Genomic DNA, 26,736 nt, shown 5'->3' with positions numbered 1-26,736 from the left:
GCCGCTCAGCGCACCCGCACCCGCACGGTCCTCGACCACGGCCCGGCGACCCGGTCGTGCCAGGCGCGCACCCGCCACCGGTGGACGCCCCGGCCGGGCCGGGGCAGCGTGACCGCGTGGCGACCGGTGCCGGCCACCCGCCGCCACCCTGCGCGCTCCCGGTGCCACACGGCGTACGACGTGGCGTGCCGCGCCGGGCCCCACGACAGCCGGACCGACCGCTTGCCCAGCGCCGCGCGCAGCCGCGCTGGCGCCTCCGGCACGGGCGGCACCGGGGCCATCCGCACGGTGTTCGAGTAGCGGTCCGCCGCGATGGATCCCTTCAGCCCCTGGAGCCGGAACGCGTAGGTGTGCCCGTCGACCAGTCCCCCGGCGGTCCACGCCGGTCCCGGCACCGGCGCCGACAGCCGGGTCCACTCCCGCCGGGCGGTGAGGTCGCGGACCCAGACCCACTCGCGCGCGACCCCCGGCCCGGAGGTCCACCGGAGCCGCGCGACCCCGTCGCCCGCGGTCGCGCTCAGGCTGGCGGGGGTCCAGTGCCCGTTGCGGACCACCGGGAGCGGGCGGGGGTACGGCGCCCCCACCTCCACGGCCGCGAGGGCGTCGGCCACCGCGGCGGCCATCGTGACCTCGCCCTGCGCCGAGAGGTGTGCCGGGTCCCAGGTGTCCTCACCCTGCACGAAGCCGCTCCCCGTCGCCGTGGCCACCACCCGCGACTGCGGCGTGTCCAGGTCGGCCGCGAGGTCGCCGAGCCCGGCGTTGTAGGCGGTGATCGCCCCGCCGGCGCTCTCGTCGTACCAGGTCTGCGGCAGCCGGGTCAGGACCACGTCGACGTCGGGGTCGACGGCCCGCGCCTCCGCGACCTCGTCCTCGACCAGGTCCAGCGTCTCCGGCGCCGACGCACCGACCCAGACGAAGTCGTTGAGGCCGCGCGCCTCGACCACCACGTCGGGGCGGTAGGTCTCCACCAGCTCGCCCAGGGGGACGTCCGGCTCGCGCAGCAGCATCCCCCACCGGGCCGCGTGGTCACGGTCGAAGCCGGGGTCGGCGTAGGCGGTCGACCCGTGCTGGTCCGCGACGTTGTCGTAGAGGTCCGTCCGGGGTCCGACCAGGTCGACGCCGGCCCCGACGCTCTCGAGGTGCTGCCAGAGCCGGTAGCGCCAGGTCCAGTCCCCCGCGGAGCCCTGGGTCACCGAGTCGCCGACGAGGAGCACCCGCACCGGCTCGGGCGGCGGCTGCGAGGTGGCGGCCGAGGCGAGGGGCGGCGCGACGTACGCCAGCCCGGTGGCGGCGAGCACCGTGGCGGCCAGCGCGTGCGCTGCCCGCCGCGCGCCCCCGCCGCCGGTCATGCCGAGAACGCCCGGCGGTACTGCTGCGGGCTGACCCCCCGCACCCGGGCGAAGTGGTGCCGCAGGGTCGCCGCGTTGCCGAAGCCGACGTCGCCGGCGATCCGCTCGATCGGGCGGTCGGTCTGCTCGAGCAGCTGCTCGGCGCGGAGCACCCGCTGCGTGGTCACCCAGACGTGCGGCGTGGCGCCGACCTCGTCGCGGAAGCGCCGGGCGAAGGTGCGCGGCGACATCACCGCGCGCCGGGCGAGGGTCTCGACGTCGAGGTCCTGGTCGAGGTTCGCGACGATCCACTGCTGGAGCGCGCCGAAGGTCTCGCCGTCGCAGTCCGGCACGGGGCGGGCGATGTACTGGGCCTGGCCGCCGTCGCGCTGCGGCGGGACCACCATCCGGCGCGCGATCGCGCTGGCCACCCCCGCGCCGTACTCCTGGCGCCACAGGTGCAGCGCGGCGTCGATGCCGGCGGCCGTGCCGGCGCTGGTGATCACCCGCCCGCTGTCGACGTAGAGCACCTCGGGCACCACCCGCGCCAGCGGGAAGCGGGTCGCGAGCTCGTGGGTGTAGCGCCAGTGCGTCGTGCACTCGCGCCCGTCGAGCAGCCCGGCCTCCCCCAGCACGAAGGCGCCGGAGCAGACCGAGAGGATCCGCGCCCCCCGGTCGTACGCCGCGCGCAGCGCCTCGATGACGCTCGCGGGGGTGACCCCGTTGCGCGGCATGGCCGGCACGGCGACCAGGTCGGCCGCGGCGACCCGCTCCAGCCCCTCCTCGACGTTGATCGAGAAGCCCATCGAGGTGGGGACCGCGCCGGTCTCGGGGCCGCAGACCGCGAACTCCAGCCCGGGGATGCCCTCGTCGGAGCGGTCGATCCCGAACGCCTCGCAGAGGACGCCGAGCTCGAAGGGGGCGACGCCGTCGTAGACGAGGGCCGCGACGTTCTTCAGCACCCGGCCATGGTGCCACAGATCTGGCAGGAAATCGGTGCAACATGACTTTCCTGCCACTGTGGCAGCATCACGACGAAGCGCATGATCCTGCCATGACCTTCTTCTTCCTGCTCCTCGCCCTGGCGGCGGTCCTGGCGTACCTGACCGTCCGCACCGTGCTCCGCGACGGCCTGGGGACGACCCGTCCCCCGGTCTCCCACCGTGACGACCCGCAGTTCCACGCCCCGGGCCTCGGATGACCGGCCCCCGACGCACGACCCCGGACAGCCCGAAGGCCCGGTCACCGTGAGGTGACCGGGCCTTCGTCGTCGTGCGGGGTGCTACCGGATCAGCTGGCGCCGCCGGTGAGCTTCTCGCGGAGCGCCTGCAGCGCCTCGTCAGAGGCGAGCGAGCCGCCCTCGGCAGCGCCGCTGCCGTCGCCGTCCTCGGTCGCCTCGGTGCTGCCGCCGCCGCTGGAGTACGACGTGGCCTCGCCGGCCTCGACCTCGGCCTGCTTGGCCTCGGCCTGCTGCTTGACGTGCGCCTCCCAGCGAGCGTGCGCCTTGGCGTACTGCTCCTCCCAGACCGCGCGCTGCTCCTCGAAGCCCTCGAGCCACTCGCCCGTGTCGGGGTCGAAGCCGTCGGGGTAGACGTAGTTGCCCTGCTCGTCGTAGGTCGCGGTCATGCCGTAGAGCGTCGGGTCGAAGTCCTCGACCTCGGCCGCGGCGGCGGTCTCGTTGGCCTGCTTGAGCGACAGCGAGATCCGGCGACGCTCGAGGTCGATGTCGATGATCTTGACCATGACGTCGTCGTTGACCTGGACGACCTGCTCGGGGATCTCCACGTGGCGCTCGGCCAGCTCGGAGATGTGCACCAGGCCCTCGATGCCCTCCTCGACACGGACGAACGAACCGAAGGGCACCAGCTTGGTGACCTTGCCGGGCACGATCTGACCGATCTGGTGGGTCCGGGCGAAGTGCTGCCACGGGTCCTCCTGGGTCGCCTTCAGCGACAGGGAGACACGCTCGCGGTCCATGTCGACGTCGAGCACCTCGACGGTGACCTCGTCGCCGACCGCGACGACCTCGGACGGGTGGTCGATGTGCTTCCAGGACAGCTCCGAGACGTGCACGAGGCCGTCGACGCCGCCGAGGTCCACGAACGCACCGAAGTTGACGATCGAGGACACGACGCCCTTGCGGATCTGGCCCTTCTGGAGCTGGGTCAGGAAGCCGTGGCGAACCTCGGACTGGGTCTGCTCGAGCCAGGCACGGCGCGAGAGGACCACGTTGTTGCGGTTCTTGTCGAGCTCGATGATCTTCGCCTCGAGCGTCTGGCCGACGTACGGCTGCAGGTCGCGGACGCGGCGCATCTCCACCAGCGAGGCGGGCAGGAAGCCGCGCAGGCCGATGTCCAGGATCAGGCCGCCCTTGACGACCTCGATGACGGTGCCCTCGACGACGCCGTCCTCTTCCTTGACCTGCTCGATGGTGCCCCAGGCGCGCTCGTACTGGGCGCGCTTCTTGGACAGGATCAGGCGGCCTTCCTTGTCCTCCTTCTGGAGGACCAGGGCCTCGACCTCGTCGCCGACCGAGACAACCTCGGACGGGTCGACGTCGTGCTTGATCGACAGCTCGCGCGAGGGGATGACGCCCTCGGTCTTGTAGCCGATGTCGAGGAGGACCTCGTCGCGGTCGACCTTGACGATCGTGCCGGCGACGATGTCGCCGTCGTTGAAGTACTTGATCGTCGCGTCGATGGCGGCCAGGAAGTCTTCTTCAGAACCGATGTCGTTGATCGCGACCTGGGGCGCGTCGTAATCGGGAAGAATCGAGATGGTGCTCGTCATAAGGGAATGAGACCTTTGGTGGGCAGAATGTCGGGAAGCACGCGCGCGAAGGCCGGTTTCACTACCGATGTCGACGTGCTCCGACCCCGAGAACGGGAGCGGTGCTGATAGCGAGCGAGCGTCCGCTCCGTCCGGGACGCAGGCAGACCTCTGGCGCGATCTCCAAGAGTACGCCGGTGCGTTCACCGCCGTCCAACCGGCGACGCAGGTCACAGCACACCCGGGGCCGCGCTCAGACGTCAGGGTCCCACGCGGCCGCGTCGCGGGAGCGCGCGACGACGCGCAGCAGCCGGTCCGCGCGGGCCGCCACCGGGTCGCGATCCCGCCGGCCCGCGAGGTCCACCAGCGCCCACAGGTCGGCGGCGCGCGCCAGCGCCAGGGCCCGGTCCGGCGGGGTGCCGCGGCGCTCGGCGTACGCCTCCAGGACGGCGGCAGTGAACGCCGGGTCGCGCTCGAACCGGAGCAGGCTGCCCAGGTCGGCGAAGGGGTGGCCGGCGTGGGCGAGCTCCCAGTCGACGAGCCCGGTGACGGCCAGGGTCGCGGGGTCGACGAGCAGGTTCCCCGGGCTCAGGTCGCCGTGCACCAGCACCCGGCGGGTCACCGTGTCGAGCAGGGCCTGCACTTCCTCGGCCACGGCGGCCAGGCCCTCCCTCTCCACCGGGCTCAGGTGGTCGAGCGGTGCGGCGCCCACCAGCTCGGCCAGGCCGTCGGCGTACCCCTCCCAGCGGCCGACGCGCAGCGTCGCGTCCACGAACGGGCCCGCCTCGAGCTGCGGCATGCCGCCGAGGTCGGCGACCAGGACGCCGAGGTGCCGTCCGAGGGTGCGCCGGCCCGCCTCGTCGAGGTCGGGCAGCAGCAGGTCGCCGCGGACCCCGGGCAGGTAGGAGGTGACCAGCAGCGCGGGCATCCCGGTCGCGGCGTCGGCGCGCTTGAGCTCCAGCACGTCCGGCACCGGCACCAGCCCGCGCACCAGCCGCAGCAGGGACGCGTCGACCTCGGCATCGGCCCCGCGGCGCTGTCCACCGCCCGGCCCACCACCCGGACCACCGTACACCCGGACGACGGAGCGCTCCCCCGCGACCTCGGCCAGGAACATCTGGCCGGACCAGCCCCCGGGGAGCGGCGAGAGGGAGGCGGCGGCAAGGTCCACGGCGCGATGCTGCCACGAGGCGGACTACCGTTTTCCCATGCACCCACCCGAGCTCGCCGGCGGGCAACGCCCGGCCGCGGTCGTCGAGCCGTGAGCGGCAACCCCTCCGCCCCCGACTCCCGGCACCACCCCGACCTCCCGCCGTTCCGCGCGGAGCGGCGCGCGGTGAGCGAGGCGGAGTCGCGGCGGGCCAACGGCCCCGACTGGGACCGGTACGCCGACGAGTACCAGGCCACCCACGGCGAGTTCCTCGGCGACGCGGGCTTCGTGTGGGGGCCCGAGGGCCTGACCGAGGCCGAGGCCGGCGTGCTCGGCGTGCTGACCGACCGCGACGTCCTCGAGGTCGGCTCCGGGGCCGGCCAGTGCTCGCGCTGGGTGCGCACCCGGGGCGGACGCGCCATCGGGCTCGACCTCTCCTACCGGCAGCTCCAGCACTCCCGGCGCCTGGACGCCGACACCGGCGTCGCGGTCCCCTCCGTGCTCGGCACCGCCACCGCGCTGCCGTTCGCCGACGCCACCTTCGACGTCGTCTTCTCCTCCTTCGGCGCCCTGCAGTTCGTGCGGGACGTCGACGTCGCGGTCGCCGAGACCGCGCGGGTGCTGCGCCCCGGCGGCCGGTTCGCGTTCTCGATCACGCACCCGACGCGGTGGATGTTCGCCGACGACCCCACCGACGCGGGTCTGGTCGCGACGCAGTCCTACTGGGACCGCACGCCGTACGTCGAGGTCGACGACGCCACCGGGGAGGTCTCCTACGTCGAGCACCACCGCACCCTCGGCGACTGGGTGTCGCTGCTCGCGGCGGCCGGCTTCGCGCTCACCACGCTGGTCGAGCCGGAGTGGCCCGAGGGCCACGAGCGGGTGTGGGGCGGCTGGTCAGCCGTCCGCGGACGGCTGACTCCCGGCACCGCGATCCTCGGCGCCGACCTGCGCTGAGAACGCGACAGTGGGGCGGGACCCCTCCGGGTCCCGCCCCACTGATGTCGCTTGCGCGGTCCTCAGACCTTGGAGACGTCCTTGCGCGGCGTGACGGACCTGCCGCCTGCGTGTGCGGAGCCGCCGGTGTCCCGCCGACCCAGGAACAGGCCGAGACCGATGAGCACCAGCCCGAGGATCAGCGCGACCAGCGGGAACAGCCCGTTGACCATCCCGAGGAGCGAGGCCTTCGACTCGTACTCCTCGACGTTCTCGAGGACCTGCTCGTCGGTGTAGCTGAGGTTGGCCTCGGTGGTGATGGCGCGCTCCTCGCCGTCGATCTCGAGGATGCTGCGCTGCTCCTCGGTGCGGTCGATGATCGCGCCGGTGACGGGCTCGACCCAGAACGTGCGCTTGTTGGCGTAGGACACGTCGGCCTCGACGTTCTCCTCGTCCGGCTCGTCCACGATCACGCCGGGGACCTCACGGGTGCCCACGACGCCGGCCGGGACCACGGACTCGAACTTGTAGACCGTGAGGCCGTCGATGTCGGTCTCCTCGACGAACTCGGCGGGCACCGTGGTCGCCGCGGTGTTGTCCCACCAGTCGTAGGTCTCCTTCTCGGTGCCGAAGGGGAACTTGTAGATCAGTCCCTCGCGCTGGACCTCGACACGGACGTCCTCCTCGCTCTCGGAGAAGCCGCCGCAGCAGTCCACCGCCTCGCCGGTGTGGGCGTCGAACGCGGCCCGGTCGCGGCTCTGCGAGCGGATGGCGCCGTCGTCGGAGGTGATGGTCTGCGTGCCGGCCCAGACTCGGACCTCCTCGCCCTCCTCGTCGCTGGCCTCCTGGCTCGCCTCGACGTCACCGCGCGTGGTGTTCACGACCGACAGGTCGGTCACGACCTCGCGCAGGAAGTTCGGGTCGGTCTCGAAGATGATGGCGTCCTCGGCCGACAGGTTCGTGACGCTGTCCTGGTCGATCGGCGCGACTGCGAGTGCCGGGTAGGCATAGAACTTCAAGAGGGCTGCAGCCACGAGGAGGAAGACCCCCACACCCACCAGTACTGCTGGAACCACGCGACGCATGAAAACTCCCTCTTACTCTCGCTGAGTGGCACTCGTCACCCAGCCCCGGCGCGCACATTAGCAGCATGATTGCCCCATCTACGTGAACTGGGAAAAGTCGGCCGAATAGTCGGAGAACCCGCGCCCCCTGGCGGATCGTGCGGATGCTCCGGACGGTCGGACAGTAGGGTGCCGCCTCGTGGACGAGCAGGAGATCAGGAAGTCGGCGTCGCTGGAGCAACGGCACTGGTGGTACGCCGAGCGGCGGGCCCTCGTACGGCGCCTGGTGCGGCCCCTCGTCCCCGGCCGGGCGCTCGACGTGGGCTGCGGCGGCGGCGGGAACACCCGGGTCCTGCAGGACCTCGGGTGGGACGTCACCGGGCTCGAGCACTCCCCCGCCGCCGCCGGCATCGCGGCGGGGCGCGGCCTCCAGGTCGTGCGCGGCGACGCCCGCCTGCTGCCGTTCGCCGACGAGTCGATGGACCTGGTCATGTCCACCGACATGTGGGAGCACATCGAGGACGACGGTGCCGTGGCGCGGGAGACCGCCCGCGTGCTCCGGCGCGGTGGCCGAGCCCTGGTGGCGGTCCCCAGCGGGATGGACCTGTGGAGCGGGCACGACGTCGCCCTCGGCCACGTGCGCCGCTACGAGCGGCCCGAGCTGGTGGCCCTCGTCGAGAGCGTGGGGCTCGAGGTCGTCGACGTGGCGTCGTGGAACATCCTGCTGCGACCCGTCGCCCGCGCCCGCCGACGCCACAACACCTCCGAGAGCGAGATGGAGCACGTCCACCCGGTGGTCAACGCGGGACTGCGCGTCGCCGTGGCCGCCGAGCGCGTGCTGCCGATCCAGCGGCTGCCCGGGATCAGCCTGGTGCTCCGGGCCGTGAAGCCCTGAGGCCGTCGTGACCGGTCCCGCAGGTGACGCCGGCCCGCCTGCGTGGGTCGCCGACCCGAGCGCGCCGTGGCGCATCCTGCTCAGCGCCCGGCTCCGGACGCCCCGGCAGGCAGCGGATCTGCACGCGACGCTGAGCCGGTTGTTCGACGACCAGGCGTGGCCGGGCGTCCCCGAGGTCGTCGCCCACGACGACCCGGAGGCGCTGCGTGTCCTGCTGGCGGGCCGGGACCGCGCCCCCGTCGTGCTCGGGGTCGCCGGGTCCGAGGTCGTCGTGTCGGCGCACCACTCCTACGTGGACGGGCTGGGCCTGCTCGCAGTCCTGGCCGCGGTCACCGGCGGCCCGGTCAGCTCGACGGCACGCGGCGTGGCGGACCGTCCCCGCGAGGGGTCCTTCTCCGCGGTGGCCGCCCGCCGTCTCGCGGAGGTCGCGCTCCGTCCGCCGGCCCGGGTCGTCGCTCCCGGTGCGCCCTCCGCGGAGGGGGACGTGCTGGTCCAGCAGACCACGGAGCGGACAGTCCGGACCGCCGAGCTGGTCCACGCCGGGGTCTCGGCCGTCGTCGCCCACAACGCCCGGCACGGCCGGCCCAGCCGCCACGTCGCGGTGGCGATCGGCGCGGGACGCCCCGCCGACGGCGCACGCGCGATCGCCGACCGCAGCCAGCTGCTGCGGCTGCGCGACCTCGAGGGCCGCAGCCTCCCGGAGATCGAGCAGCTGGTGCGCCAGGCTCCCACGCAGCCACCGCCGGCGGCCCGGGGAGCGGCCTCCTCCCGGCTGCTCGAGGCGGCCCTCCGTCTCCTCGCGCCCCGGCTGGGCTCGACGCTGCTCGTCTCCCACCTCGGCGAGGTGTCGGCCCCGGAGGTCGCCGGGCTGGCCTTCCACCCCGTCACCGTGGGCGGCACCGGCCTCTCGCTGGGCGCGGTGGGCCGGGACGGGGTGACCACCCTGGGCCTGCGCGCCCGGGCGGCCGACTGGGACGCCACCGCGCTGCAGCTCCTGCTCGACGACGTCGTGCGAGCCCTGGCCCCGTGACCAGGACCTGCGGGTCCTAGCGCGAGCGGGCGAGCTCCTCCTCGACCACGGCGCGGGCCCGCTCGCGCATGCGCGCCCAGGTGAACCCGGCCGCCCAGCGCTGGCACTCCTCGAACGTCCGGGCCCGGGCCGCCGGAGCGTCCAGCTCCTGGAGGGCCGCGCGCACCTGCTCGGTCAGGCGACTTCCCACCACCTCCAGGTCGTCGTCGTCGGGAACGAGCCACCCGGTGCGCCCGTCGCGGACCGAGTCCCGCAGGCCGGGCACGGCGCGGGCGACCGTGGGGACGCCGGCCCCGGCGGCCTCGATCACCACCTGGCCCCAGCCCTCGCTGTCCGAGGCGCACACGTGCAGCGACGCGCGCCGGAGCAGGTCCCACTTCCGGTCCTCGTCGACGAACCCGTGGAAGGTGACGCGGTCGGCGATGCCCAGCTCGACGGCCAGCTGCCGCAGCCGCCCCTCGTCGGGCCCCTTGCCACAGACGTCCAGGTGCAGTCCCGGGCGGGCCGGGAGCAGCGCCCGGACGGCGTGCAGCACCAGCTCGACCCGCTTGTGCGGGACCAGCCGCCCCAGCGCCACCAGCCGGTCCGGGTCCTTGTCCCCGGGCGCGAAGCTGGCGGCGTCCGGCACCGCCGAGCCGTTGGGGAGGATGTCGACCGCGCCCGCCCACCGCAGCCGGCGCACCATCTCGGCGCGGGTCGACTCCGACACCGCGACCGTGCGCCGCCGCCGGTAGACCCGGGGCATGGCCACCCGCTCGAGGAGCTGGCCGACCTTCGCCACAGGGGCCGGGAAGTAGGTCGCGAACTGGTCCTGGTGCACGTGGTGCACGGGCATCACCACGACCGTCCGGCGCCGGACGAACAGCGGCGAGAACGTCGGGATCCCGCACGCCGGGTCGATCACCACGTCGAGCCGGCGACGGCGTCGCAGCAGGCGCAGCCCCGCCCGGACGTAGAACGTCAGGACCCCGCCACCCCGCCGGATCCGGATGCCGTCGCGGACGTCGGACCGGGTCTGGCCGTGGTCACGCGCGGTGAGGAACTCGACGTCGGCACCCCCGTCCCGGAGGGCCTTCGCGAACTCCCACGCGTAGTGCTCCGACCCACCTGCCGAGGAGTGCTCGAGGTCGCGCCAGTTGACCACGACGGCCGTGGTGCCGCGCAGGGTCCCGGAGGGTCCCGCCACGGACTAGCCGTCGGCCGCGACGGCCGCGGCAGCCGACGGGATCGTCGGCAGAGGCGTGAACGCGGGGGTCACGACTGTCGCGCTGCGCGAACGCAGCCGCCACCCGATGACGGCCAGGCCGGCGAACGACTGGGCGCCGTGCCGGACCGGGTCGAAGGTCGACCCCGGCACGTCGACCCAGACGACGGGGAACTCGTCGATGCGGGCGCCGCGCCGCTGGAGCCGGGCCAGCAGCTCCACGTCGAAGGAGAAGCCGTGCGAGCGCAGCTCGGCGAAGACCGCGCGACCCAGGTCGCCGCGGACCAGCTTGAACCCGCACTGCGTGTCGGCGACACCGGGCACGAGCCGGGCCGTGCACGCGCGGTAGGCACGGGCACCACGGTCCCGGACCCAGCTGTGCCGGGACGCGGTGTCGCTGCCCGCGACCGCCCGGGACCCGATGGCGACGTCGGCACCGAGCGCCAGCCGGCGCCACGCCTCGTCGATGGCCTCCATCTGGGTGGCACCGTCAGCGTCCATGAAGCCGATGACGTCCGCGGTCGTCGCGGCGATCCCGGCCCGCACTGCGGCGCCCTTGCCCGGCACCACGCAGGTGACGACGCGCACCGGCATGGCGGGCGAGTCCGCGGCGAGCGCGACCTCACGGGTCGCGTCCGTGCTCGCGTTGTCGACGACGATGACCTCGACGCGACCGGTCACGTCCTGGCAGGACGCGACGTGCCTGGCCAGCGCACGCAGGGTGCGCGGCAGTCGGGCCTCCTCGTTGAAGGCCGGAATCACCAGCTGAAGCATGGATCCCCCCGGTCGGCAAGGGCCTCGTCCGGGACCGGGTACGAACCGGTCCGGGCGAGGCCCGAGGTCTGAGCTGTCCCGACGACTACTGGTCGGAGTAGGAGTACAGGACCTCGTCGGAGACCGGCTCCGGGTCCCCGCCCTGGTAGGCCTGGACTCCTCCGACGAGCGCCACGCCTGCGACCACGCCACCCACAAGGGCAGAGATGATGAAATTCATGCTGGGTTCCTCCCCAGAACGCTCAGCGGTGAGCCCTCTTGGTGAGAACTCTTACATCCGACGCCGGAGTATGTCGGCAAACACGCCAATTAGCAACAGGATCATGGCTGCGTTCGCGAGCAGCACGCCCACCGGCACCCGGGGGTCCGCGGGGAGGCGCGAGGGCTCCCCGAGGTCCACGACGGACAGCCCCGGTCCGTCGTGCACGCTCGCCCCTGCGGGCACCGCGCCGGCAGGCATCCCCTTCTCGACGATCACCCACCGCACGCCGGCGGCTCGGAGGGCGGCGGCCGGGTCGGGACCGGCGAGAGCCGTGGTCACCTCGCGCACCCGCGGGTCCTCGGACGGGACGACGGCGTCGTCGACGAACGTCCGGTCGTCGACGAGCACCTCCCCCGGGAAGAAGCGCGGCGCCGGGTCCAGCACCGCGCGCCGGTCGTTCCAGTCGAAGCCTCGGTAGCTCCCCCGCCAGGGGAGCACGATGCTGCGGCCCGGGCCGGCCTCCTCGAGCAGCGTCGCGACCTGCTCCCACTCCTCCGGGTAGGAGGAACGCTGCAGGGTGCCGAACCCACCCCAGGCGAGGCTCGGGAGCAGCAGGACCGGCGCCACCACCAGGAGCCCGACCACCCCCCAGACCGCCTCCCGTCCCGGGCGGACCCGACCGCGCACCCAGGTCACCGCGGCCGCGATGCCCGGCACCAGGAGGAGCGCCGCGGGCGCCAGGTAGCGCTGCGTGTCCCGGAGGACCGCCACGCCCGGCACGCGCTCTCCCAGGGACTCGAGCAGGCTGGCCCCGCCGGGGACGACGGGGACCGCGGCCAGCACGAACGACACGGCCGCCAGGGCCACCAGCCGCTCGATCCCCGCACCCGGGGCTCGGAGGTACGCCGCCCGCGCGCCAGCGAGTGCGGCCAGGGTGACCAGGCAGCTCAGCAGGACCACGACCACGCTGGTCCGCTCGTCCGGGACGATCGCCGACTTCCAGGTGCCGCCCAGCGAGAACAGGCTCGCCCAGACCCCGGCGGCCGACTCGGCGCGGGGCGCGAAGGTCCCGAAGACGCCGTCCACGGTGACGGTGTCCGTGTCCGCCAGCAGCGAGGGCACCACCCAGGGCAGGTTGGCCACGACGGCGAGCGCCGCGAGGACCGCGACGTGGCCGCGCCGGCGCCGGACGCCGAGCACCACGGCGGTGAGCACCGCCATCAACCCGCTCGACGGGCTGCACACCGCGGACAGCACCAGGGCGACGGCGAGCCACGGGAGCCCGTCCCGCAGGTCCCGGCGGAACCGGAGTGCCGCGACGGCGACCCAGGGCAGCAGCAGGTAGCCGGCGAGGATCGCCCACTGACCCATCAGCAGCCGCTCGTGCACCCACGGGTTCCAGACGAAGACCGTGAGGCCCGCGGCCCGGGCGTACCACGCGGTCTGTCCCAGGACCTCCGAGGACAGCCTGCCGGCGCCGACGGACCCGGCCAGCAGGGCGCCGCCCAGGAAGCAGCGCTGCACCCAGGAGCCGGGGACCACCTGGGTCAGCAACGAGACCAGGGCGTCCATGGGGACCGCGCGCGCCAGCTGCCCGTCCAGGCCCAGCCAGGTGCTCTTCCAGGGCTGGGACGGGACGAACACCATGTCGCCGAAGAGCCAAAACCCCTGCCCGCCGAACAGCGGTCCGATCATCACGGCGGTCAGCACCAGGCCCAGCACGAGGTCCTGGCCGCGGGGTGCGCGCAGCACCCGCAGGGTCACGGCGTCTCCGGCAGGCCGGCCTCGAGACTCGGCACGCACACCGTCCAGGGACCCGTCGCCCGCAGCCGCAGCTCCTCGACCTCCTCGCCCTGGTCGGGCAGCGGGATCCAGACCTCGTTCGGTCCCGGACGGGCGAGGAACGTGGTGCTCCAGTCCCCCGCGGACACCTCGACCGTGGACTCCCCGTTGGTGAAGTAGCTCAGCCGCACCACCAGCCGACCTCGGATCCCGACGAGGAACGGCACCCGCTTGGTCGCTCTCCCGACGGCGTAGCCGCAGCCTTCCGCGCGACCCGGCTTGCTCGGGATCGAGCCCGCCAGGTCCAGGCGGCGAAGCCTGCCGTCGTCCCCGACCACCCGCAACCGGGACGACGGCTCGTCGAACGCCGGTGACTCCGGCAGGGAGGCGAAGACCGAGGACAGGGTCGCGTCCTCCCCGACGAGCGGGAGCACCAGCTCCGGCGGGATCAGCTCGTCCCGCACGACCTGGTTCGGGTCCGCGGCCAGGTCGGCGCGGAGGTTCGCGACGAAGCTGCGGTCCTCGGTGTTCTGGAAGTGCGGGACCAGCACCGCGGTGCCGAAGCACGCGCCCACGACGTACGCCGCCGTCCCGAGGCCGAGCACGAGCGTGCGCCGGCGCCGCCACCGCGTGTCGGCCCAGGCGAACCCGAACCCGGGAGCGGCCCCCCGCAGCGCGATGGCGACGGCGGGGACTGCCACGTGCAGCACGTCCGCCGCGTACCGGGGGTCGAGCGCGATGATGCGGCCGAAGGACCCCCGGCCGGTCACGAGGAGCGTCAGGTCCGCGACCACGTAGGCCAGCAGCAGTGCCAGCGCCCAGCGGCGGGCCGGCCCCCCGCGCCAGAGCAGCAGCCCCGCGACGGCCGCGGCCAGCACCAGCGAGACGATCGTGACCCACAGGTGCGGTCCGACCGCACCGCCGCGCAGGTCGGCGGCCCAGGGGCCGCCGAGCAGCCCCGGCACGACGTTCCGGCCGATGTACTGCCAGGCGATGGCGAGCGCCTCCCGGACGGAGTCCGTCCCGCCCGAGACCGTCGTCACCGACTCCCGGACCACGAAGTACGCCACCAGCCCGGCCACGAGCACCAGCCACAGGTACCAGAACCTGCGCGTCGCCGCCCACAGCCGGCGCCAGCCCGAGGCTTCGTCGGCCAGCGCGACCGCGAGGCCGAACAGCACCGGCACGATGAGGACCGCGCGGGAGTGCCAGGCCAGCCCGAGCGCGCACCAGCCCACCACGGCGGCCAGGTTCACCCAGGTCCGCCCGGCGTCCTGGCGGGCGCGGACCAGGAAGAGCATCGCCAGCAGCGAGCAGAGCACGTGCGGCCAGAGGGCGAGGGCGGCGGACCACCACAGCGTGGGCATCAGCGTGAGCGGGGACAGGGCGAAGACCGCGAGCAGCGGCACCCGCACCCAGCGTCCCGGGAGCAGCCGGGATAGGAGGTGCCACATCACGATCGTGGCCAGCAGCTGCAGCACCACCACCTCGGCCGCGACCACGCCCCAGTTGAACGGCGCATGGGTGCCGACGAGCCAGAAGTTCAGCTGCTGGGCGGGGATGATGTGCCCCGCGAACGGCTCGAACAGGTAGCCCCAGGTCAGCTCGCTCCGCGCGCCCCGGGCGGAGAGGTAGAAGTCGTCCTGGTTGAAGTAGGACCTGCCCACCAGCACTGAGCGCCAGACGACCATGACCGCCATGACCACCAGGGCCGCCAGGGCGTGCCGGCCTCGCCACGGGCTCCCGGCCGCTACCGGGCTCATGCCGCGACCCGGACTCGGGAGCGGGCGGCCGAGGGCAGCCCCAGGACGATGCCGATGACGATCCCGATGGCCAGGAGCGTCAGGGCGTCCGCCGGCGGCGCGAGCCACCGGGGGCCGGGGGTCACGTCGAGGACGGCGGCGAGGACCACGAGCACCGCCGCCGTGGTGGCCGGCACGTGGCCCTGCCACGCCGCGCGCCACCGGTCCAGGCGGCGACCCGGCCAGGACCGGGCGTGGGACGCGGCCCCGAGCAGCAGCCCCACCGTCGCCGCTGGGCCCAGGAAGAGCAGGACGAGGGCCGCGGCCACGTAGGCGCCCCGGACCCGCAGCCGCGACGGTCGCAGCATCCGCCAGGCGTCGCCGGGCCGCGGCCAGTCCCGGCCGCGCTGACGACGCCACACGCCGACCCCGGCGGCCAGGCCGGCCAGTGCCACCAGACCGCTGACGGCAAGCCCGAACGGCATCATCCAGGCGTACCACCGCTGGGGCTGGTACTGGAGCTGCACGGTGACGTCGCCGCTCTCCGGAAGGACCCAGCCCTGCTGCCAGCCGTCCACCCGGACCGGGTCCAGCGGCTCCCCGTCGACCGTGGCCTCCCAGCCGGGGTTGAAGTTCTCGGGGAGGAAGAGCAGGGACTCGTCCCCGGCCGACACCTCGGCCGAGCGGCTGGTCGCCCCCCACCCCGTGACGTCGACCTCGCGCTCGGCGTACGTCGTGACCGCCTTCCCGGGGACGACCCCGGCGACCTGCGTGACCGTGAACTCGGCGCTCGGCGGCGTGAACAGCCGGTGGCGACCGGGGCTGAGGCGGACCAGGGCGTTCCCGGCGCCGCTGCCCGGGGCGGCGCAGCTCGCGAAGCGCAGGGGGCTCCCGTTGGCGACGTCGCTCATGGTCCCCCACACCCGCGTCTTCACGGCCACCCCGTCGATGACGATGTTGGGCCCGAACCCGCAGGGGCGACCGGTCGGCTCGTCGCCCCGCAGCGGCCGGGTCACCTCGACCCCGGTCAGCCGTACCTCCGGGACCACCACGCGCTCGGTGCCGGAGGGCGGGAGCAGCTCCAGCTCGAGGCGGCGGGTCCGGAACGGGCGCCAGGCCGGGATCTCGGTCCCGATGAGCGAGACCTCGACGGAGCGCCGGCCGTCCCGCAGCAGACCACGGGTCGGCACCCCCTCGGCATCGCTGCCGGGGAGCACCGAGACACCGGAGACCAGCTGCGGCCGCGCCCACTCGAAGACCAGGGTGGGGTTGCGGTCCTCGCCGGCGGACACCCACGCCGTCGTGAGCTCGCCGTCGTAGGCGAACCGGCTCGACACCTTGGGGTCCTGCCCGAAGGTGGAGCTGCTCGTCACCTGCTGCCCGGCGTCGAGGGGCTCCAGCAGGCGGCCCGCCTCGAGGGTCGCCCGCGGTGAGACCCAGCCGCGGACCCGGTGCACGGACGGGGCGGCGGTGGTGAAGGTCCGGTCCATCCCGGCGCGCTCCTCGGGCGCGCGGATCCGGGCGACGTCGCAGCTCGGCACGCCGACCGTGATCGTGCACGCCCGGCGCTCGGCGCCGGTGTGGAACACCCAGGCCGCACCGTGCTCGACCTCGCCCGGCACCACCAGGCTCCGGGTGGGCCGGAGGCCGTCGACGGACAGCTCGCGGATCCCGACCCGGGCCCACCTCTCCCGCGTCGCCGCCTTGGTCACCCGTACCTCGAGCGACTCCACGGGCGAGCCGTCGAACTCGACCACCGAGGGGGCACCGGACGCGTGGCCGCGGACCGTCCGGCGCTGCCCGTCCGCCCGCACCTCGAACTCCCGGACCGGGGCCACCGCCTCGTCGTCGACGACCGGCAGCACCGAGACCTCACGGACCGGTGTGGGCTCGTCGAACTCCAGGCGCAGCCACTGGTCCCGCGGGTTCGTGGCGTACGAGGTGACCCACCGGGTCTGGGGATCGCCGTCGACCGCCGAGTACGGGGCCGCCTGCGGGACCACGGCTCCGAAGTTGTCGGCGTAGCCCTGGGCGGAGGACGCGAGGACCCGGCTCAGTCCGTCGTAGGACGCGACCACCTTCTCCGCGCCCGGCACCGTGGGGAAGTCGTGCGCGGCGCGTTCGGTGCGCCAGTCCTCGTCGGGCCCGAGGACGGCGGAGACCGACTCGTCGTTGACGCCGAAGGCGCGCTCCCGGCGCTGGTCGCCGTCCGTGACGACGTCCGCCTCCCGGTCCCACCCCTGCTCGCCCTCGAGCACGGTGGCCTGTCCCGGCGCGACGGCCTCCGCTTCCTGCAACGACAAGATGCTCTCGGGAGCACCGCGGACCGTGAGCACGTCCCGGGTGGCGGTCGTGCGGAGCACGGGCAGCTCCTCGTCCACCGCGAGGACCTCGACCTCGGGACCACCCTCGCCGTCGCTGCCGAACTGGGCGACGCTCTCGAGACCGCCCCGAGCAGCGGAGACCCCGGAGCCTCCCGGGTGCGGGGAGCCGGTCAGCCGACGCACCAGGTCGCGACGGATGATGACGTGGCCGATCCCGGCCCTGGCCAGCTGCCTGCCGAGCCAGGGGGTGGCGTGCCCGCTGCTGGCCAGCTGGTCGAGCTCGTGGAGGAAGCGGATCGTCTGGCCGGGGACGAGCGGGACCTGGCTGCGGGTCACGCGGTTGACGCCTCCGAGGACGAGGAGGGGCTCGTCGAGCGTCCATCCCCAGTCCTGCTGCGCGAAGCCGGAACCCGGCAGGACCAGGGTGGACCGACCGTCCTGGCGCTCCTCCAGGTAGGCCTGGGCCTGCTGCCAGGGCCGGGAGATCTCGTCCCACCCCGGCGACCGGGCCTGGTTCACCAGGTAGGGGTGGCCCAGCGACAGGATCGTCAGCGCCATCGTCATCACCAGCAACGGGCGCAGCGACACGGTCCGCGGCCATCGGCGGGCCAGGAGGTCCAGGGTGCTGGCCACCGCGTAGCCCAGCCCGAGGGCCAGCGGCAACCGGACGGACGGGTCGATCTTGTGGACGTTGCGGAAGATCTGCAGCTCACCGTCGAGCAGGGGCCGGGCCACGCCGGAGAGCGGGCTGCCCGCCCAGCTGCCGTTCGCCACGGTGAGGGCGACCAGACCCACGACCGCAGAGAGGAGCAGCGGCCCGCGCACCGGGTGCGGGAAGCGCGCCAAGCCGAACAGGCCGACGGCGGAGAGGACCGCCGCGACCAGCACGAGCCACGGCGTCGCCACCAGGGCGTGGGCGGCGGGCCACCAGTGCTGGTCGCCGGTGACCAGGTAGGCGACCCAGTGCGAGCCACCCCGGATCGCCTCGGACGGACCGATGATCGCGGTGGTGTTCGCGGCGCTCTCGACGTACTCGTAGAACGGTGGGGCGTAGCCGGCCAGGAGGAGAAGCGGGAGGATCCACCACACCGAGGCCAGCGTCGTCAGGGCGGCCCAGGACAGGGCGAAGCGACGGTCGACGAGACCGCGCCGGAGGGCCCACACCACGACGATCAGCACCAGCGGCAGCGCGCCGGCGTTCTCGACGGCGTTGACACCGCCCATGCACACGACGGCGGCCGCGCCGAGCAGCAGGGCCGGGCGTGCGGCCAGCCGGCCCTGGACGGCCAGCAGCACCGGCAGCAGCACCCACGGCAGCATGGCCCCGGGCAGTGACTCCCCCGTGATGACCGCGGCCGTGCCCAGCAGCCGCGGGGAGAAGGCGAAGGCCAGGCCGGCCAGCAGGGCGGCGGGGCCGGGAAGCTCCAGGGCCCTGGCGACCCGGCGCGCGCCCTCGCACGCGACGACGAGCACGAGCGCGGACCACAAGCGCTGGCTGACCCAGGCCTCCATCCCGAGCCAGTCGGTCACGAGGAACCACGACCCCTGGGGGAACAGGTAGCCGTAGGCCTGGTTCTGGAACTCACCGAAGTTCGAGTCGGGGTGCCACAGCGTGAAGGTCTCGGCGAGGAAGCTGCCCGGGCGCTCGCTCAGCTCGGCGCGGGTGTCGTACGTCGTGCGCCCCGGCTGCTGGAGGAGCGAGACGAACGCGAAGAGGAGGTAGAGACCGGCGGCCGCCGCGCCCGACGGCGTCCACCACGCCGCGCGTGGCTCCTCGCTGTCGTGGGGCGTCGTCGCGGCGCGGGTCACGGACTGAACACCTGCCGACACGACACCTCCCCCGACCTCGGTCCAGCCCGAGCGGAGGCAAGGGTAGCGGGGGATCCCGGCGGCCCCGGACCGGGCCGAGGTCCGGTCCGGACCCGCCCGCGGGACTGTCCTACCCTCAGGGACGTGACGAACGTGCGCCAGGTCGAGGCCACTCCTGGACGATGGCGTGGGCTCCTCGGCAGTGGCGCCGGCATCGCCGTGGCCATGATGGTCATGAACGTCGCGACCTACGGCTACCAGATGGTCGCCGCCCGGCTGCTCGGTCCTGCCCAGTACGGCGGGGTCGCGAGCCTGATGGCCCTGCTGATGGTCGTCGGGGTGCTGCAGCTGGGCCTGCAGGCCACCGCGGCCCGGCGGATCTCGGCCACCCCGCACCACGTGGCGCAGATCGAGGACGTGATCCTCCGCGTCACCTACCGCGCCGGTCTCGCCCTCGGCCTGCTGCTCCTGGTCCTCGCCCCCGCCGTGTGGCAGCTGCTGCGCCTCGACAGCATCGTCCCCGCGCTGCTGGTGGCGGTGACGGCGGTGCCGCTGACCATCCTCGGCGGACAGGCGGGCATCCTCCAGGGCGAGCGCCGCTGGCTCGGCCTCGGCGCGGTCTACCTGGCCATGGGCCTGTCCCGCCTCGTCCTGGGGTCGTTGGCCATCGTGGTCCGTCCCACCGAGGGAGCGGCCATGGCGGGCGTCACCCTGGCGATGTTCGTCCCCGCCGTCGTGGGCTGGCTCCTCCTGCGGCACCCCCGCAAGCCCGGCGAGCGGAGCGAGACCAACGACCTGCGACCCACCGTCCGCGAGGCCGCCCGCAGCTCGCTGTCCCTGCTGGCCTTCTTCCTGCTCTCCAACATCGACATCGTGATCGCCCGCAACGTGCTCAGCTCCCACGACAGCGGCCTGTACGCCGGCGGCCTGATCCTCACCAAGGCGATGCTCTTCCTGCCCCAGTTCGTGGTCGTGGTCGCGTTCCCGTCGATGTCGACGGTGGGCGAGCGACGGCGCGCCCTGATGCGCAGCCTCGGCTCGGTCCTGGCCCTGGGCGTCGTGGGCGTGCTGGCCTCCTGGGCGCTGGCCGACCTCGCGATGATCTTCATCGGCGGGGACGACTACGCCGACGTCCGCTCCCGCCTGTGGCTCTTCGCGGTGCTCGGCACCCTGCTGGCGATGCTGCAGCTGCTGGTCTACTCGGTGCTCGCCCGCCAGGGCACCCGGTCGGCGTACCTCGTGGTGCTCGCCGTGGTGTGCCTGGTCGTGGCCGGCACGGCCCTGGGGACGCTCGACGGCCTGCTGACCGCCGTCGTGGTGATCGACGCGACGCTGTTCGCGCTGCTCTTCACGCTGAGCCTCTGGCGGATGAACCACCACCGCGAGCAGGAGCCCGCGACCCCCTAGTGGGCGGCCTCGTGCCAGCTGCGGCCGGTGCCGACCGAGACGTCGAGCGGCACGGCGAGGTCGGCGGCGGCACCCATCTCGGCGCGCACCAGGGCCTCGAGCTGCTCGCGCTCCCCCGGCGCGACCTCGAGCACGAGCTCGTCGTGGACCTGGAGGAGCATCCGCGACCTCAGCCCCGCCTCGTGGATCGCCGCGTCGACCCGGAGCATCGCGATCTTGATCAGGTCGGCGGCGGAGCCCTGGATCGGCGCGTTGAGCGCCATCCGCTCGGCCATCTCCCGGCGCTGCCGGTTGTCGCTGGTCAGGTCGGGCAGGTAGCGCCGGCGTCCCATGATCGTCTCGGTGAACCCGGTCTTGCGGGCCTCGTCCACCACCCCGGAGAGGTAGTCGCGGATGCCGCCGAAGGTCTGGAAGTACTCCTCCATCAGCCCCCGCGCCTCGGACGGCTCGATGCCGAGCTGCTGACCGAGCCCGAACGCCGACAGGCCGTAGGCCAGCCCGTAGTTCATCGCCTTGATCTTGGCGCGCATCTCGGCGCTCACCGCGTCGGTCGGGACGTCGAAGACCCGGGCCGCGGCGATGGAGTGGAAGTCGCGGCCCGACCGGAACGCCTCGATGAGCAGGTCGTCCTCGGAGAGGTGGGCCATGATCCGCATCTCGATCTGGCTGTAGTCGGCCGTCATCAGCGACTCGTAGCCCGGGCCCACGACGAACCCCTCCCGGATCCGGCGGCCCTCCTCGGTGCGGACCGGGATGTTCTGCAGGTTGGGGTCGGTGCTGGAGAGCCGGCCGGTCGCGGCGATCATCTGGTTGAACGTCGTGTGGATGCGGCCGTCGTCGGTGACGGTCTTGAGCAGGCCCTCGATGGTCTGGCGCAGCCGGGCCACGTCGCGGTGCCGCAGCAGGTGCAGCAGGAACGGGTGCTCGGTCTTGACGTAGAGCGCCTGCAGCGCGTCGGCGTCGGTGGTGTAGCCGGTCTTGGTGCGCTTGGTCTTGGGCATGTCGAGCTCGTCGAAGAGCACCACCTGCAGCTGCTTGGGCGAGCCGAGGTTGATCTCCTTGCCGATCACCGCGTACGCCTCCTCCGCGGCCGAGCGGACCTCGGCGGCGAAGTGGGACTCGAGCTCCTCGAGGTGCTCGGTGTCCACCGCGATGCCGGTCTGCTCCATCGTCGCCAGCAGGTCGACCAGCGGCAGCTCGACCTCGGCCAGCAGCCGGGTGCCCCCGGCCGCCTCGACCTCGCCGTCCAGCGCCTCGGCGAGGTCGATGACGGCCCGCGCGTGCAGCATCGCGGTCTCGGCGACGTCGTCGCCGCCCGCGGCCGGGTCGTCGAAGAGGCTGCCCTGGTCGGACTCGCTCTCGTGGCGCAGCTCGCGCCGCAGGTGGCGCAGCGTGAGGTCGGCGAGGTTGTAGGAGCGCTGGTCGGGCTGGACGAGGTACGCCGCGAGCGCGGTGTCGCTGACCAGCCCCGCGAGCGTCCAGCCGTGCGCCGCCAGGGCGTGCAGCGGACCCTTCGCGTCGTGGAGCACCTTCGGGCGCGCGGGGTCGGCCAGCCACGCGGCGAGGGCCTGGTCGTCCTCCGGGGTCAGCTCGGCGACGTCGACGTACGCCGCGAGGCCGGTGACGTCGGCGACGGCGATGCCCTCGACGACGCCGGTGCCGGAGCCCCAGGTGCCGCGGACGTGGACGCCGACGTGCTGGCCGCCGAGTCCGGCGAGGAACGCGCCGACCTCGCCCGGGGCGAGCCGGCGTCCGGACAGCTCGAAGCCGCCCTCGTCGACCGGCACCTCCTCGGCGCCGAGCGTGTCGAGGGCGCGGGTGCGCAGCTCGCCGCGGATCTCCAGCTCGTCGAAGAGCGTGAGCGTCGTCTGCCGGTCGAACGGCGCCGGCACCAGGGCCTCCGGCGCGTGCTCGAGGTCGAGGTCGCAGACCAGGGCGTTGAGCTGGCGGTTGCGGATCACGTCGCCGAGGTGGGCGCGCAGGGACTCGCCCTTCTTGCCGGTGATCTGGTCGGCGTGGGTGATGACGTTGTCGAGCCCGTCGAACTGGTTGATCCACCTGGCGGCGTACCCCGGGCCGACGCCGGGGACGCCCGGCAGGTTGTCGGAGGTCTCCCCCACGATCGCCGCCAGCTCGGGGTAGCGGCTCGGCGGCACGCCGTACTTGGCCTCGACGGCCTCGGGGGTCATCCGGGCCAGGTCGGAGACGCCGCGCATCGGGTAGAGCACCGTCGCGTGGTCGCTGACCAGCTGGAGGGAGTCGCGGTCGCCGGTGAGGATCAGCACGTCCATGCCGGCGGCGACCGCCTGCGTGGTGAGCGTGGCGATGATGTCGTCGGCCTCGAAGCCGTCCTTCTTCAGGTAGGTGATCCCGAAGGCGTCCAGGACCTGCTCGATCAGCGGGAGCTGGCTGCCGAACTCGGTGGGGGTCTTGTTCCGCTTGGCCTTGTACTCGGCGTACTGCTCGAGGCGGAAGGTCTGCCGGGAGACGTCGAAGGCGACCGCGACGTGGGTGGGCTGCTCGTCGCGCAGCACGTTGACCAGCATCGAGGTGAAGCCGTAGACGGCGTTGGTGTGCTGCCCGGTGGCCGTCGAGAAGTTCTCCACCGGCAGCGCGAAGAACGCGCGGTAGGCCAGGGAGTGGCCGTCGAGGAGCAGCAGGCGCGGTCGGGTCGGCTCAGGCACCCTGCGACTCTATCGGCGCCCGGGGACAGGCAGGATGGCCCCATGAGCGAGGAGCAGTCCGTCGAGCAGTACCTGGCCTCGATGCCCCACGGGATGGGTGGCCTGAACGACAAGATGGGCGTCGAGATCGTCGAGGTCTCCGCCGAGCGCGTCGTGGCCCGGATGCCCGTGGAGGGCAACACCCAGCCGTACGGGCTCCTGCACGGCGGCGCGTCGGTCGTGCTGGCCGAGACCCTCGGGTCGATCGGCTCCTCGGTGCACGCCGCCCCGACGAAGGTCGCGGTCGGCGTCGACATCAACGCGACCCACCACCGCTCCGCCACCAGCGGGTTCGTCACCGGGGTCGCGACGGCGGTGCACCTCGGCGGGAGCTCGGCCTGCTACGAGGTCGTGATCACCGACGAGCGCGGCAAGCGCGTGTGCACCGCGCGGATCACCTGCGCGCTGGTCCCGCGGGAGCGCGTCGGTCTCTGACCGCCGGGTCGGCGGTCGGCGGCTCAGCCGGCGTCGGCGGGCAGCTGCGAGCGCCGCAGCGACCGGCGCGCGGCCAGCACCTGGCCGAGCTGGCGGCCCCGCTGCCCCGCCGGACGCTGCGCGGTCAGCCGGGCGCGGACGGCGGTCGTCGGCGCGGCCCGGACCACGACCTGCGGGCCGAGGGCGAGCCGGGCGAGGAACCGGTTGGCGTCGCGCGACCCTGCCGCGGCGGCGGTGGTGATCATGCCGACCCCGAGCTCCTCGGCGAACGTCACGGCCGCCTCCATGAGCGAGCGACCGACCCCGTGGCGGCGGAACTCCGGCAGCACGTGCGGCGAGAGCGCCTGCACCGTGCGCTCGAGGTTGATGGAGCTGAGCGTGGCCACAGCGAGGTGGACGGCGCCCGCCGAGCACCCGTCGTACTCCGCGATGACGAGGCGGTGCTCGTCCGAGCCGTGGGCGTGCTCGATGATCTGCTCGAGGTCGGCGACCTGGTCCTCCCGGTCGACCTTGCGCAGGGACTCGCTCCAGAGGCCGACCAGGAACGGCGCGTCCGCGCGCACGGCGCTCCGCTGCGTCACCAAGGTCCGCATCATCGGTCCATCCTCGACATGGTCGTGGTCACCCCCGGGCCGCCTGGTGCGGCGAGCGCGCCGGGCTGTGCCTCGTGGGCGCGACTCTGCGGGCGAGGCTACTCTCTGCTCGCCGCCGATGGGAGAGGGAGGGTCCGGGATGATCCCTGGGACCGGGACCGCCGTGAACGTCGCCACGGTGCTGCTCGGGTCCCTCCTCGGGGTGCTGCTCGGCAACCGGCTGCCGATGCGCACCCGCGAGGTCGTCACCGACGGCCTGGGACTGGTCACGCTCCTGATTGCCGCGACGTCCGCGGTCGCCGTCCTCGACGACGACCTGGCCCGCGAGGTCGGCGACAGCGCACCCATGCTGATCGTGCTCGGGTCGCTGCTCGTCGGCGGGATCGTGGGGTCGCTGCTGCGCATCGAGGACCGGGTCACGTCGTTCGGCGGCTGGCTGCAGCGCCGGCTGGCCGGCGAGGCCGGCACCGCCGAGCGGCGCCGGTTCGTCGAGGGGTTCGTCGCCTCCTCCCTGCTCTTCTGCACCGGCCCGCTGACCATCCTCGGCTCCCTGAACGACGGGCTCGGCAACGGCGCCGACCAGCTCTTCTTGAAGTCGGCGCTCGACGGGTTCGCCGCGATCGCGTTCGCGGCGTCCTTCGGCTGGGGCGTGGCCGCCAGCATCACCACGATCGTCGCCGTCCAGGGCGGCCTCACCCTCGCCGGCCTCGGGCTGGGCGACGTCCTGCCCGACGCGCACCTCGCCGCCCTCACCTCCGTGGGCGGCCTGCTCCTGGTCGGCATCGCGCTGCGGCTGCTGCGCGTGCGCGACGTCCCGGTCGCCGACCTGCTGCCGGCGCTGCTGGTGGCACCGCTGCTGGTCACCGTGGTCGCCGGGCTCCGCTGACCGGGCGCAGGGCGTCATCTTGGTCACAAAACGGCATCAATAGGAGCGATGTCGAGGACCGAGCCACCAAAGACCCGCGATGACACTAGGTTGCCTGGTGGTGCCCATGCCCGCATGGTGCTTCCTGAAAACTCCGGAGGATAGATGAAGCGCAATTCCCTGACTCTCCGCCTGGCCGTCGTGGCCACGGCGAGCGCCCTGGTGCTCGCTGGGTGCGGTAGCGACGACGACGGCGGCGACGAGCCCACGTCCGACCCCAGCAGCAGCGAGAGCGAGAGCTCCACGCCGGCCGCCGAGGGTGGCGACGGCACGCTCACGTTCGGCTCGCTCCTGCCGCAGACCGGCAGCCTCGCCTACCTCGGCCCGCCCGAGTTCGCGGGCGTCGACCTCGCCGTCGAGGACATCAACGCCGCAGGCGGTGTCAACGGCAAGGACGTCGTCCACGTGCGTGGCGACTCCGGCGACACCGACTCGGGCATCGCCCCCGCCGAGACCGACAAGCTGCTCGACGCCGGCGCGGACGTCGTCGTCGGTGCTGCCTCGTCCGGTGTCTCGCTCACCGTGATCGACAAGATCATGTCGGCCGGCTCGATCATGTTCTCCCCCGCGAACACCTCCACGGCGTTCGACGAGGGCGACTACGCGGAGCCCGACCTGTACTTCCGCACGGCGCCCTCCGACATCCTCCAGGGTGCGGTGCTCGCCAACCTCCTGGTCCAGGACGGCCGCAAGAACGTCGCCATCCTGGCCCGCCAGGACGCGTACGGCGAGACGCTGGCCTCCGAGGTCGCCAAGAACCTCGAGGCCGCCGGCTCCAAGGTCGCCGCCACCGTGTTCTACGGCGAGAAGGCCCAGTCCTACGACTCGCAGGTCCAGGAGATCGCCGGCTCGGGTGCCGACGCCGTCGTCCTGATCGCCTTCGAGGAGACCACCTCGATCATCCCGCAGCTCATCGCCGCGGGTGCCGGTCCCAAGGACCAGCCGACCTACTTCGTGGACGGCAACACCGCCGACTACAGCGAGGACGGCGACGCGCCGCTGCCCCCGGGCACGCTCGAGGGCACCAAGGGCACCATCCCCGGCGCCGACACCGCGGGCGACTTCCGCGAGCGTCTCGCCACCGTCGACCCGGACCTGACCGACTACGCCTACTCGGCCGAGTCCTACGACGCCGTCGTCACGTCCTCGCTCGCGGCGATCGCCGCCAAGAGCGACGCCGGTGAGGACGTCGCGGCCGAGATGGTCAACGTCACCACGGGCGGCACCGAGTGCACCACCTTCGAGGAGTGCGCCGGTCTGCTCGAGGACGGCGAGGACATCGACTACAACGGTGTCTCCGGTCCGATCGAGTTCGGTGAGACCGGCAGCCCGACCGCCGCGTCCATCGGCATCTACGAGTACGACGCGAAGAACAAGATCGCGCCCGTCGAGTACATCAGCGGCGCGATCTGAGCACCTGCACCACCCAGCACCACCCGCACCACGAGAAGGGCCCCGGAGCATCGCTCCGGGGCCCTTCCCCGTTCCTGGTGCTGCGCGCTGGGGCTGCGACCGGCGGGAGGATTCACCGGTCGACCGGTGAATCTTCCCCCTGACCGACGGAGTTTCATCGGTCAAGAGGAAGGTCCGTCGGTCAAGAACCAGCGAACCGCCGTACGACGGCCCGCCCTCGCCACGACCGCC

Annotated in this window: 21 protein-coding genes; 8 read left to right on the top strand and 13 right to left on the bottom strand. The window is 73.4% G+C overall.

The window, feature by feature from the left end:
- Window positions 1–5 precede the first annotated feature (5 nt).
- Both H4O22_RS07650 and H4O22_RS07645 read right to left on the bottom strand, forming a co-directional pair.
- Window positions 6–1,349: an SGNH/GDSL hydrolase family protein gene (locus H4O22_RS07650; RefSeq protein ID WP_182526413.1), complete on the bottom strand. Its 1,344-nt coding sequence runs from the start codon at window positions 1,347–1,349 to the stop codon at window positions 6–8.
- Complete coding sequence (locus tag H4O22_RS07645) at window positions 1,346–2,290, bottom strand: GlxA family transcriptional regulator (RefSeq protein WP_182526412.1); 945 nt, start codon at window positions 2,288–2,290, stop codon at window positions 1,346–1,348. Before H4O22_RS07645 ends, H4O22_RS07650 begins: the two co-directional genes overlap by 4 nt.
- A 92-nt stretch (window positions 2,291–2,382) precedes the next feature.
- On the opposite strand from H4O22_RS07645, the gene H4O22_RS07640 reads away from it, so the two are divergent.
- The gene (locus tag H4O22_RS07640; RefSeq protein ID WP_182526411.1) at window positions 2,383–2,529 is read left to right on the top strand and encodes a hypothetical protein; all 147 of its coding nucleotides are present in this window, start codon (window positions 2,383–2,385) and stop codon (window positions 2,527–2,529) included.
- An 89-nt stretch (window positions 2,530–2,618) separates the two neighbouring features.
- Here the strand turns inward: H4O22_RS07640 and rpsA are convergent, their stop codons facing one another.
- Window positions 2,619–4,118: a 30S ribosomal protein S1 gene (gene rpsA, locus H4O22_RS07635; protein ID WP_182526410.1), complete on the bottom strand. Its 1,500-nt coding sequence runs from the start codon at window positions 4,116–4,118 to the stop codon at window positions 2,619–2,621.
- 232 nt (window positions 4,119–4,350) lie between these two features.
- The gene (locus H4O22_RS07630) at window positions 4,351–5,268 is read right to left on the bottom strand and encodes a phosphotransferase family protein (RefSeq protein ID WP_244963151.1); all 918 of its coding nucleotides are present in this window, start codon (window positions 5,266–5,268) and stop codon (window positions 4,351–4,353) included.
- Between the two features lie 90 nt (window positions 5,269–5,358).
- Between H4O22_RS07630 and H4O22_RS07625 the strand changes: the two genes are divergently transcribed.
- On the top strand, window positions 5,359–6,204 hold the full coding sequence (locus tag H4O22_RS07625; protein WP_244963150.1) for a class I SAM-dependent methyltransferase: 846 nt from the start codon (window positions 5,359–5,361) through the stop codon (window positions 6,202–6,204).
- Window positions 6,205–6,266: 62 nt separating this feature from the next.
- Here the strand turns inward: H4O22_RS07625 and pgfA are convergent, their stop codons facing one another.
- Window positions 6,267–7,268 carry a cell envelope lipid trafficking protein PgfA gene (gene pgfA / locus H4O22_RS07620; RefSeq protein ID WP_227466265.1) on the bottom strand — a complete coding sequence of 334 codons (1,002 nt, stop codon included), beginning with the start codon at window positions 7,266–7,268 and terminating at the stop codon, window positions 6,267–6,269.
- Window positions 7,269–7,446: 178 nt separating this feature from the next.
- Between pgfA and H4O22_RS07615 the strand changes: the two genes are divergently transcribed.
- Window positions 7,447–8,142 (top strand): class I SAM-dependent methyltransferase, encoded by a 696-nt coding sequence (locus tag H4O22_RS07615; RefSeq protein WP_182526407.1) that lies wholly within the window; start codon window positions 7,447–7,449, stop codon window positions 8,140–8,142.
- 7 nt (window positions 8,143–8,149) lie between these two features.
- The gene (locus tag H4O22_RS07610) at window positions 8,150–9,172 is read left to right on the top strand and encodes a hypothetical protein (protein ID WP_182526406.1); all 1,023 of its coding nucleotides are present in this window, start codon (window positions 8,150–8,152) and stop codon (window positions 9,170–9,172) included.
- Window positions 9,173–9,188: 16 nt separating this feature from the next.
- Here H4O22_RS07610 and H4O22_RS07605 read toward each other — a convergent pair whose 3' ends face one another.
- The 6 genes from H4O22_RS07605 to H4O22_RS07585 form a co-directional block, all read right to left on the bottom strand.
- Window positions 9,189–10,358 (bottom strand): glycosyltransferase family 4 protein, encoded by a 1,170-nt coding sequence (locus H4O22_RS07605; protein WP_220451316.1) that lies wholly within the window; start codon window positions 10,356–10,358, stop codon window positions 9,189–9,191.
- Window positions 10,359–10,361: 3 nt separating this feature from the next.
- Window positions 10,362–11,138, bottom strand: coding sequence for a glycosyltransferase (locus H4O22_RS07600; protein ID WP_182526405.1), 777 nt, complete (start codon window positions 11,136–11,138; stop codon window positions 10,362–10,364).
- A 97-nt stretch (window positions 11,139–11,235) separates the two neighbouring features.
- Window positions 11,236–11,370: a hypothetical protein gene (locus tag H4O22_RS20735; protein ID WP_264674361.1), complete on the bottom strand. Its 135-nt coding sequence runs from the start codon at window positions 11,368–11,370 to the stop codon at window positions 11,236–11,238.
- Between the two features lie 51 nt (window positions 11,371–11,421).
- Window positions 11,422–13,116: an MmpA family trehalose lipid delivery protein gene (locus H4O22_RS07595; RefSeq protein WP_182526404.1), complete on the bottom strand. Its 1,695-nt coding sequence runs from the start codon at window positions 13,114–13,116 to the stop codon at window positions 11,422–11,424.
- Window positions 13,113–14,897 carry a hypothetical protein gene (locus tag H4O22_RS07590; protein WP_182526403.1) on the bottom strand — a complete coding sequence of 595 codons (1,785 nt, stop codon included), beginning with the start codon at window positions 14,895–14,897 and terminating at the stop codon, window positions 13,113–13,115. The genes H4O22_RS07595 and H4O22_RS07590 overlap by 4 nt, the downstream gene beginning before the upstream one ends.
- On the bottom strand, window positions 14,894–19,009 hold the full coding sequence (locus H4O22_RS07585) for an alpha-(1->3)-arabinofuranosyltransferase domain-containing protein (RefSeq protein ID WP_182526402.1): 4,116 nt from the start codon (window positions 19,007–19,009) through the stop codon (window positions 14,894–14,896). Before H4O22_RS07585 ends, H4O22_RS07590 begins: the two co-directional genes overlap by 4 nt.
- A gap of 144 nt (window positions 19,010–19,153) precedes the next feature.
- Between H4O22_RS07585 and H4O22_RS07580 the strand changes: the two genes are divergently transcribed.
- Window positions 19,154–20,416: a lipopolysaccharide biosynthesis protein gene (locus H4O22_RS07580; protein ID WP_244963149.1), complete on the top strand. Its 1,263-nt coding sequence runs from the start codon at window positions 19,154–19,156 to the stop codon at window positions 20,414–20,416.
- Here the strand turns inward: H4O22_RS07580 and polA are convergent.
- On the bottom strand, window positions 20,413–23,100 hold the full coding sequence (gene polA / locus H4O22_RS07575; protein WP_182526401.1) for a DNA polymerase I: 2,688 nt from the start codon (window positions 23,098–23,100) through the stop codon (window positions 20,413–20,415). The genes H4O22_RS07580 and polA overlap by 4 nt on opposite strands.
- 42 nt (window positions 23,101–23,142) lie before the next feature.
- On the opposite strand from polA, the gene H4O22_RS07570 reads away from it, so the two are divergent.
- Window positions 23,143–23,574, top strand: a complete 432-nt coding sequence (locus H4O22_RS07570) for a PaaI family thioesterase (protein ID WP_182526400.1) — start codon at window positions 23,143–23,145, stop codon at window positions 23,572–23,574.
- A 23-nt stretch (window positions 23,575–23,597) separates the two neighbouring features.
- Here H4O22_RS07570 and H4O22_RS07565 read toward each other — a convergent pair whose 3' ends face one another.
- Complete coding sequence (locus tag H4O22_RS07565) at window positions 23,598–24,170, bottom strand: GNAT family N-acetyltransferase (protein ID WP_182526399.1); 573 nt, start codon at window positions 24,168–24,170, stop codon at window positions 23,598–23,600.
- A gap of 136 nt (window positions 24,171–24,306) precedes the next feature.
- On the opposite strand from H4O22_RS07565, the gene H4O22_RS07560 reads away from it, so the two are divergent.
- Together H4O22_RS07560 and H4O22_RS07555 are read left to right on the top strand one after the other, a co-directional pair.
- On the top strand, window positions 24,307–25,053 hold the full coding sequence (locus tag H4O22_RS07560) for a DUF554 domain-containing protein (RefSeq protein WP_182526398.1): 747 nt from the start codon (window positions 24,307–24,309) through the stop codon (window positions 25,051–25,053).
- Between the two features lie 144 nt (window positions 25,054–25,197).
- Window positions 25,198–26,505 (top strand): ABC transporter substrate-binding protein, encoded by a 1,308-nt coding sequence (locus H4O22_RS07555; RefSeq protein WP_182526397.1) that lies wholly within the window; start codon window positions 25,198–25,200, stop codon window positions 26,503–26,505.
- Window positions 26,506–26,736: the final 231 nt, after the last annotated feature.

The sequence above is a fragment of the Nocardioides dongkuii genome, assembly GCF_014127485.1.
Lineage (GTDB): Bacteria > Actinomycetota > Actinomycetes > Propionibacteriales > Nocardioidaceae > Nocardioides > Nocardioides dongkuii.
The sequence above is the reverse complement of the archived record's forward strand: the minus strand, read 5'-3'. Positions and strand labels throughout refer to the sequence as shown.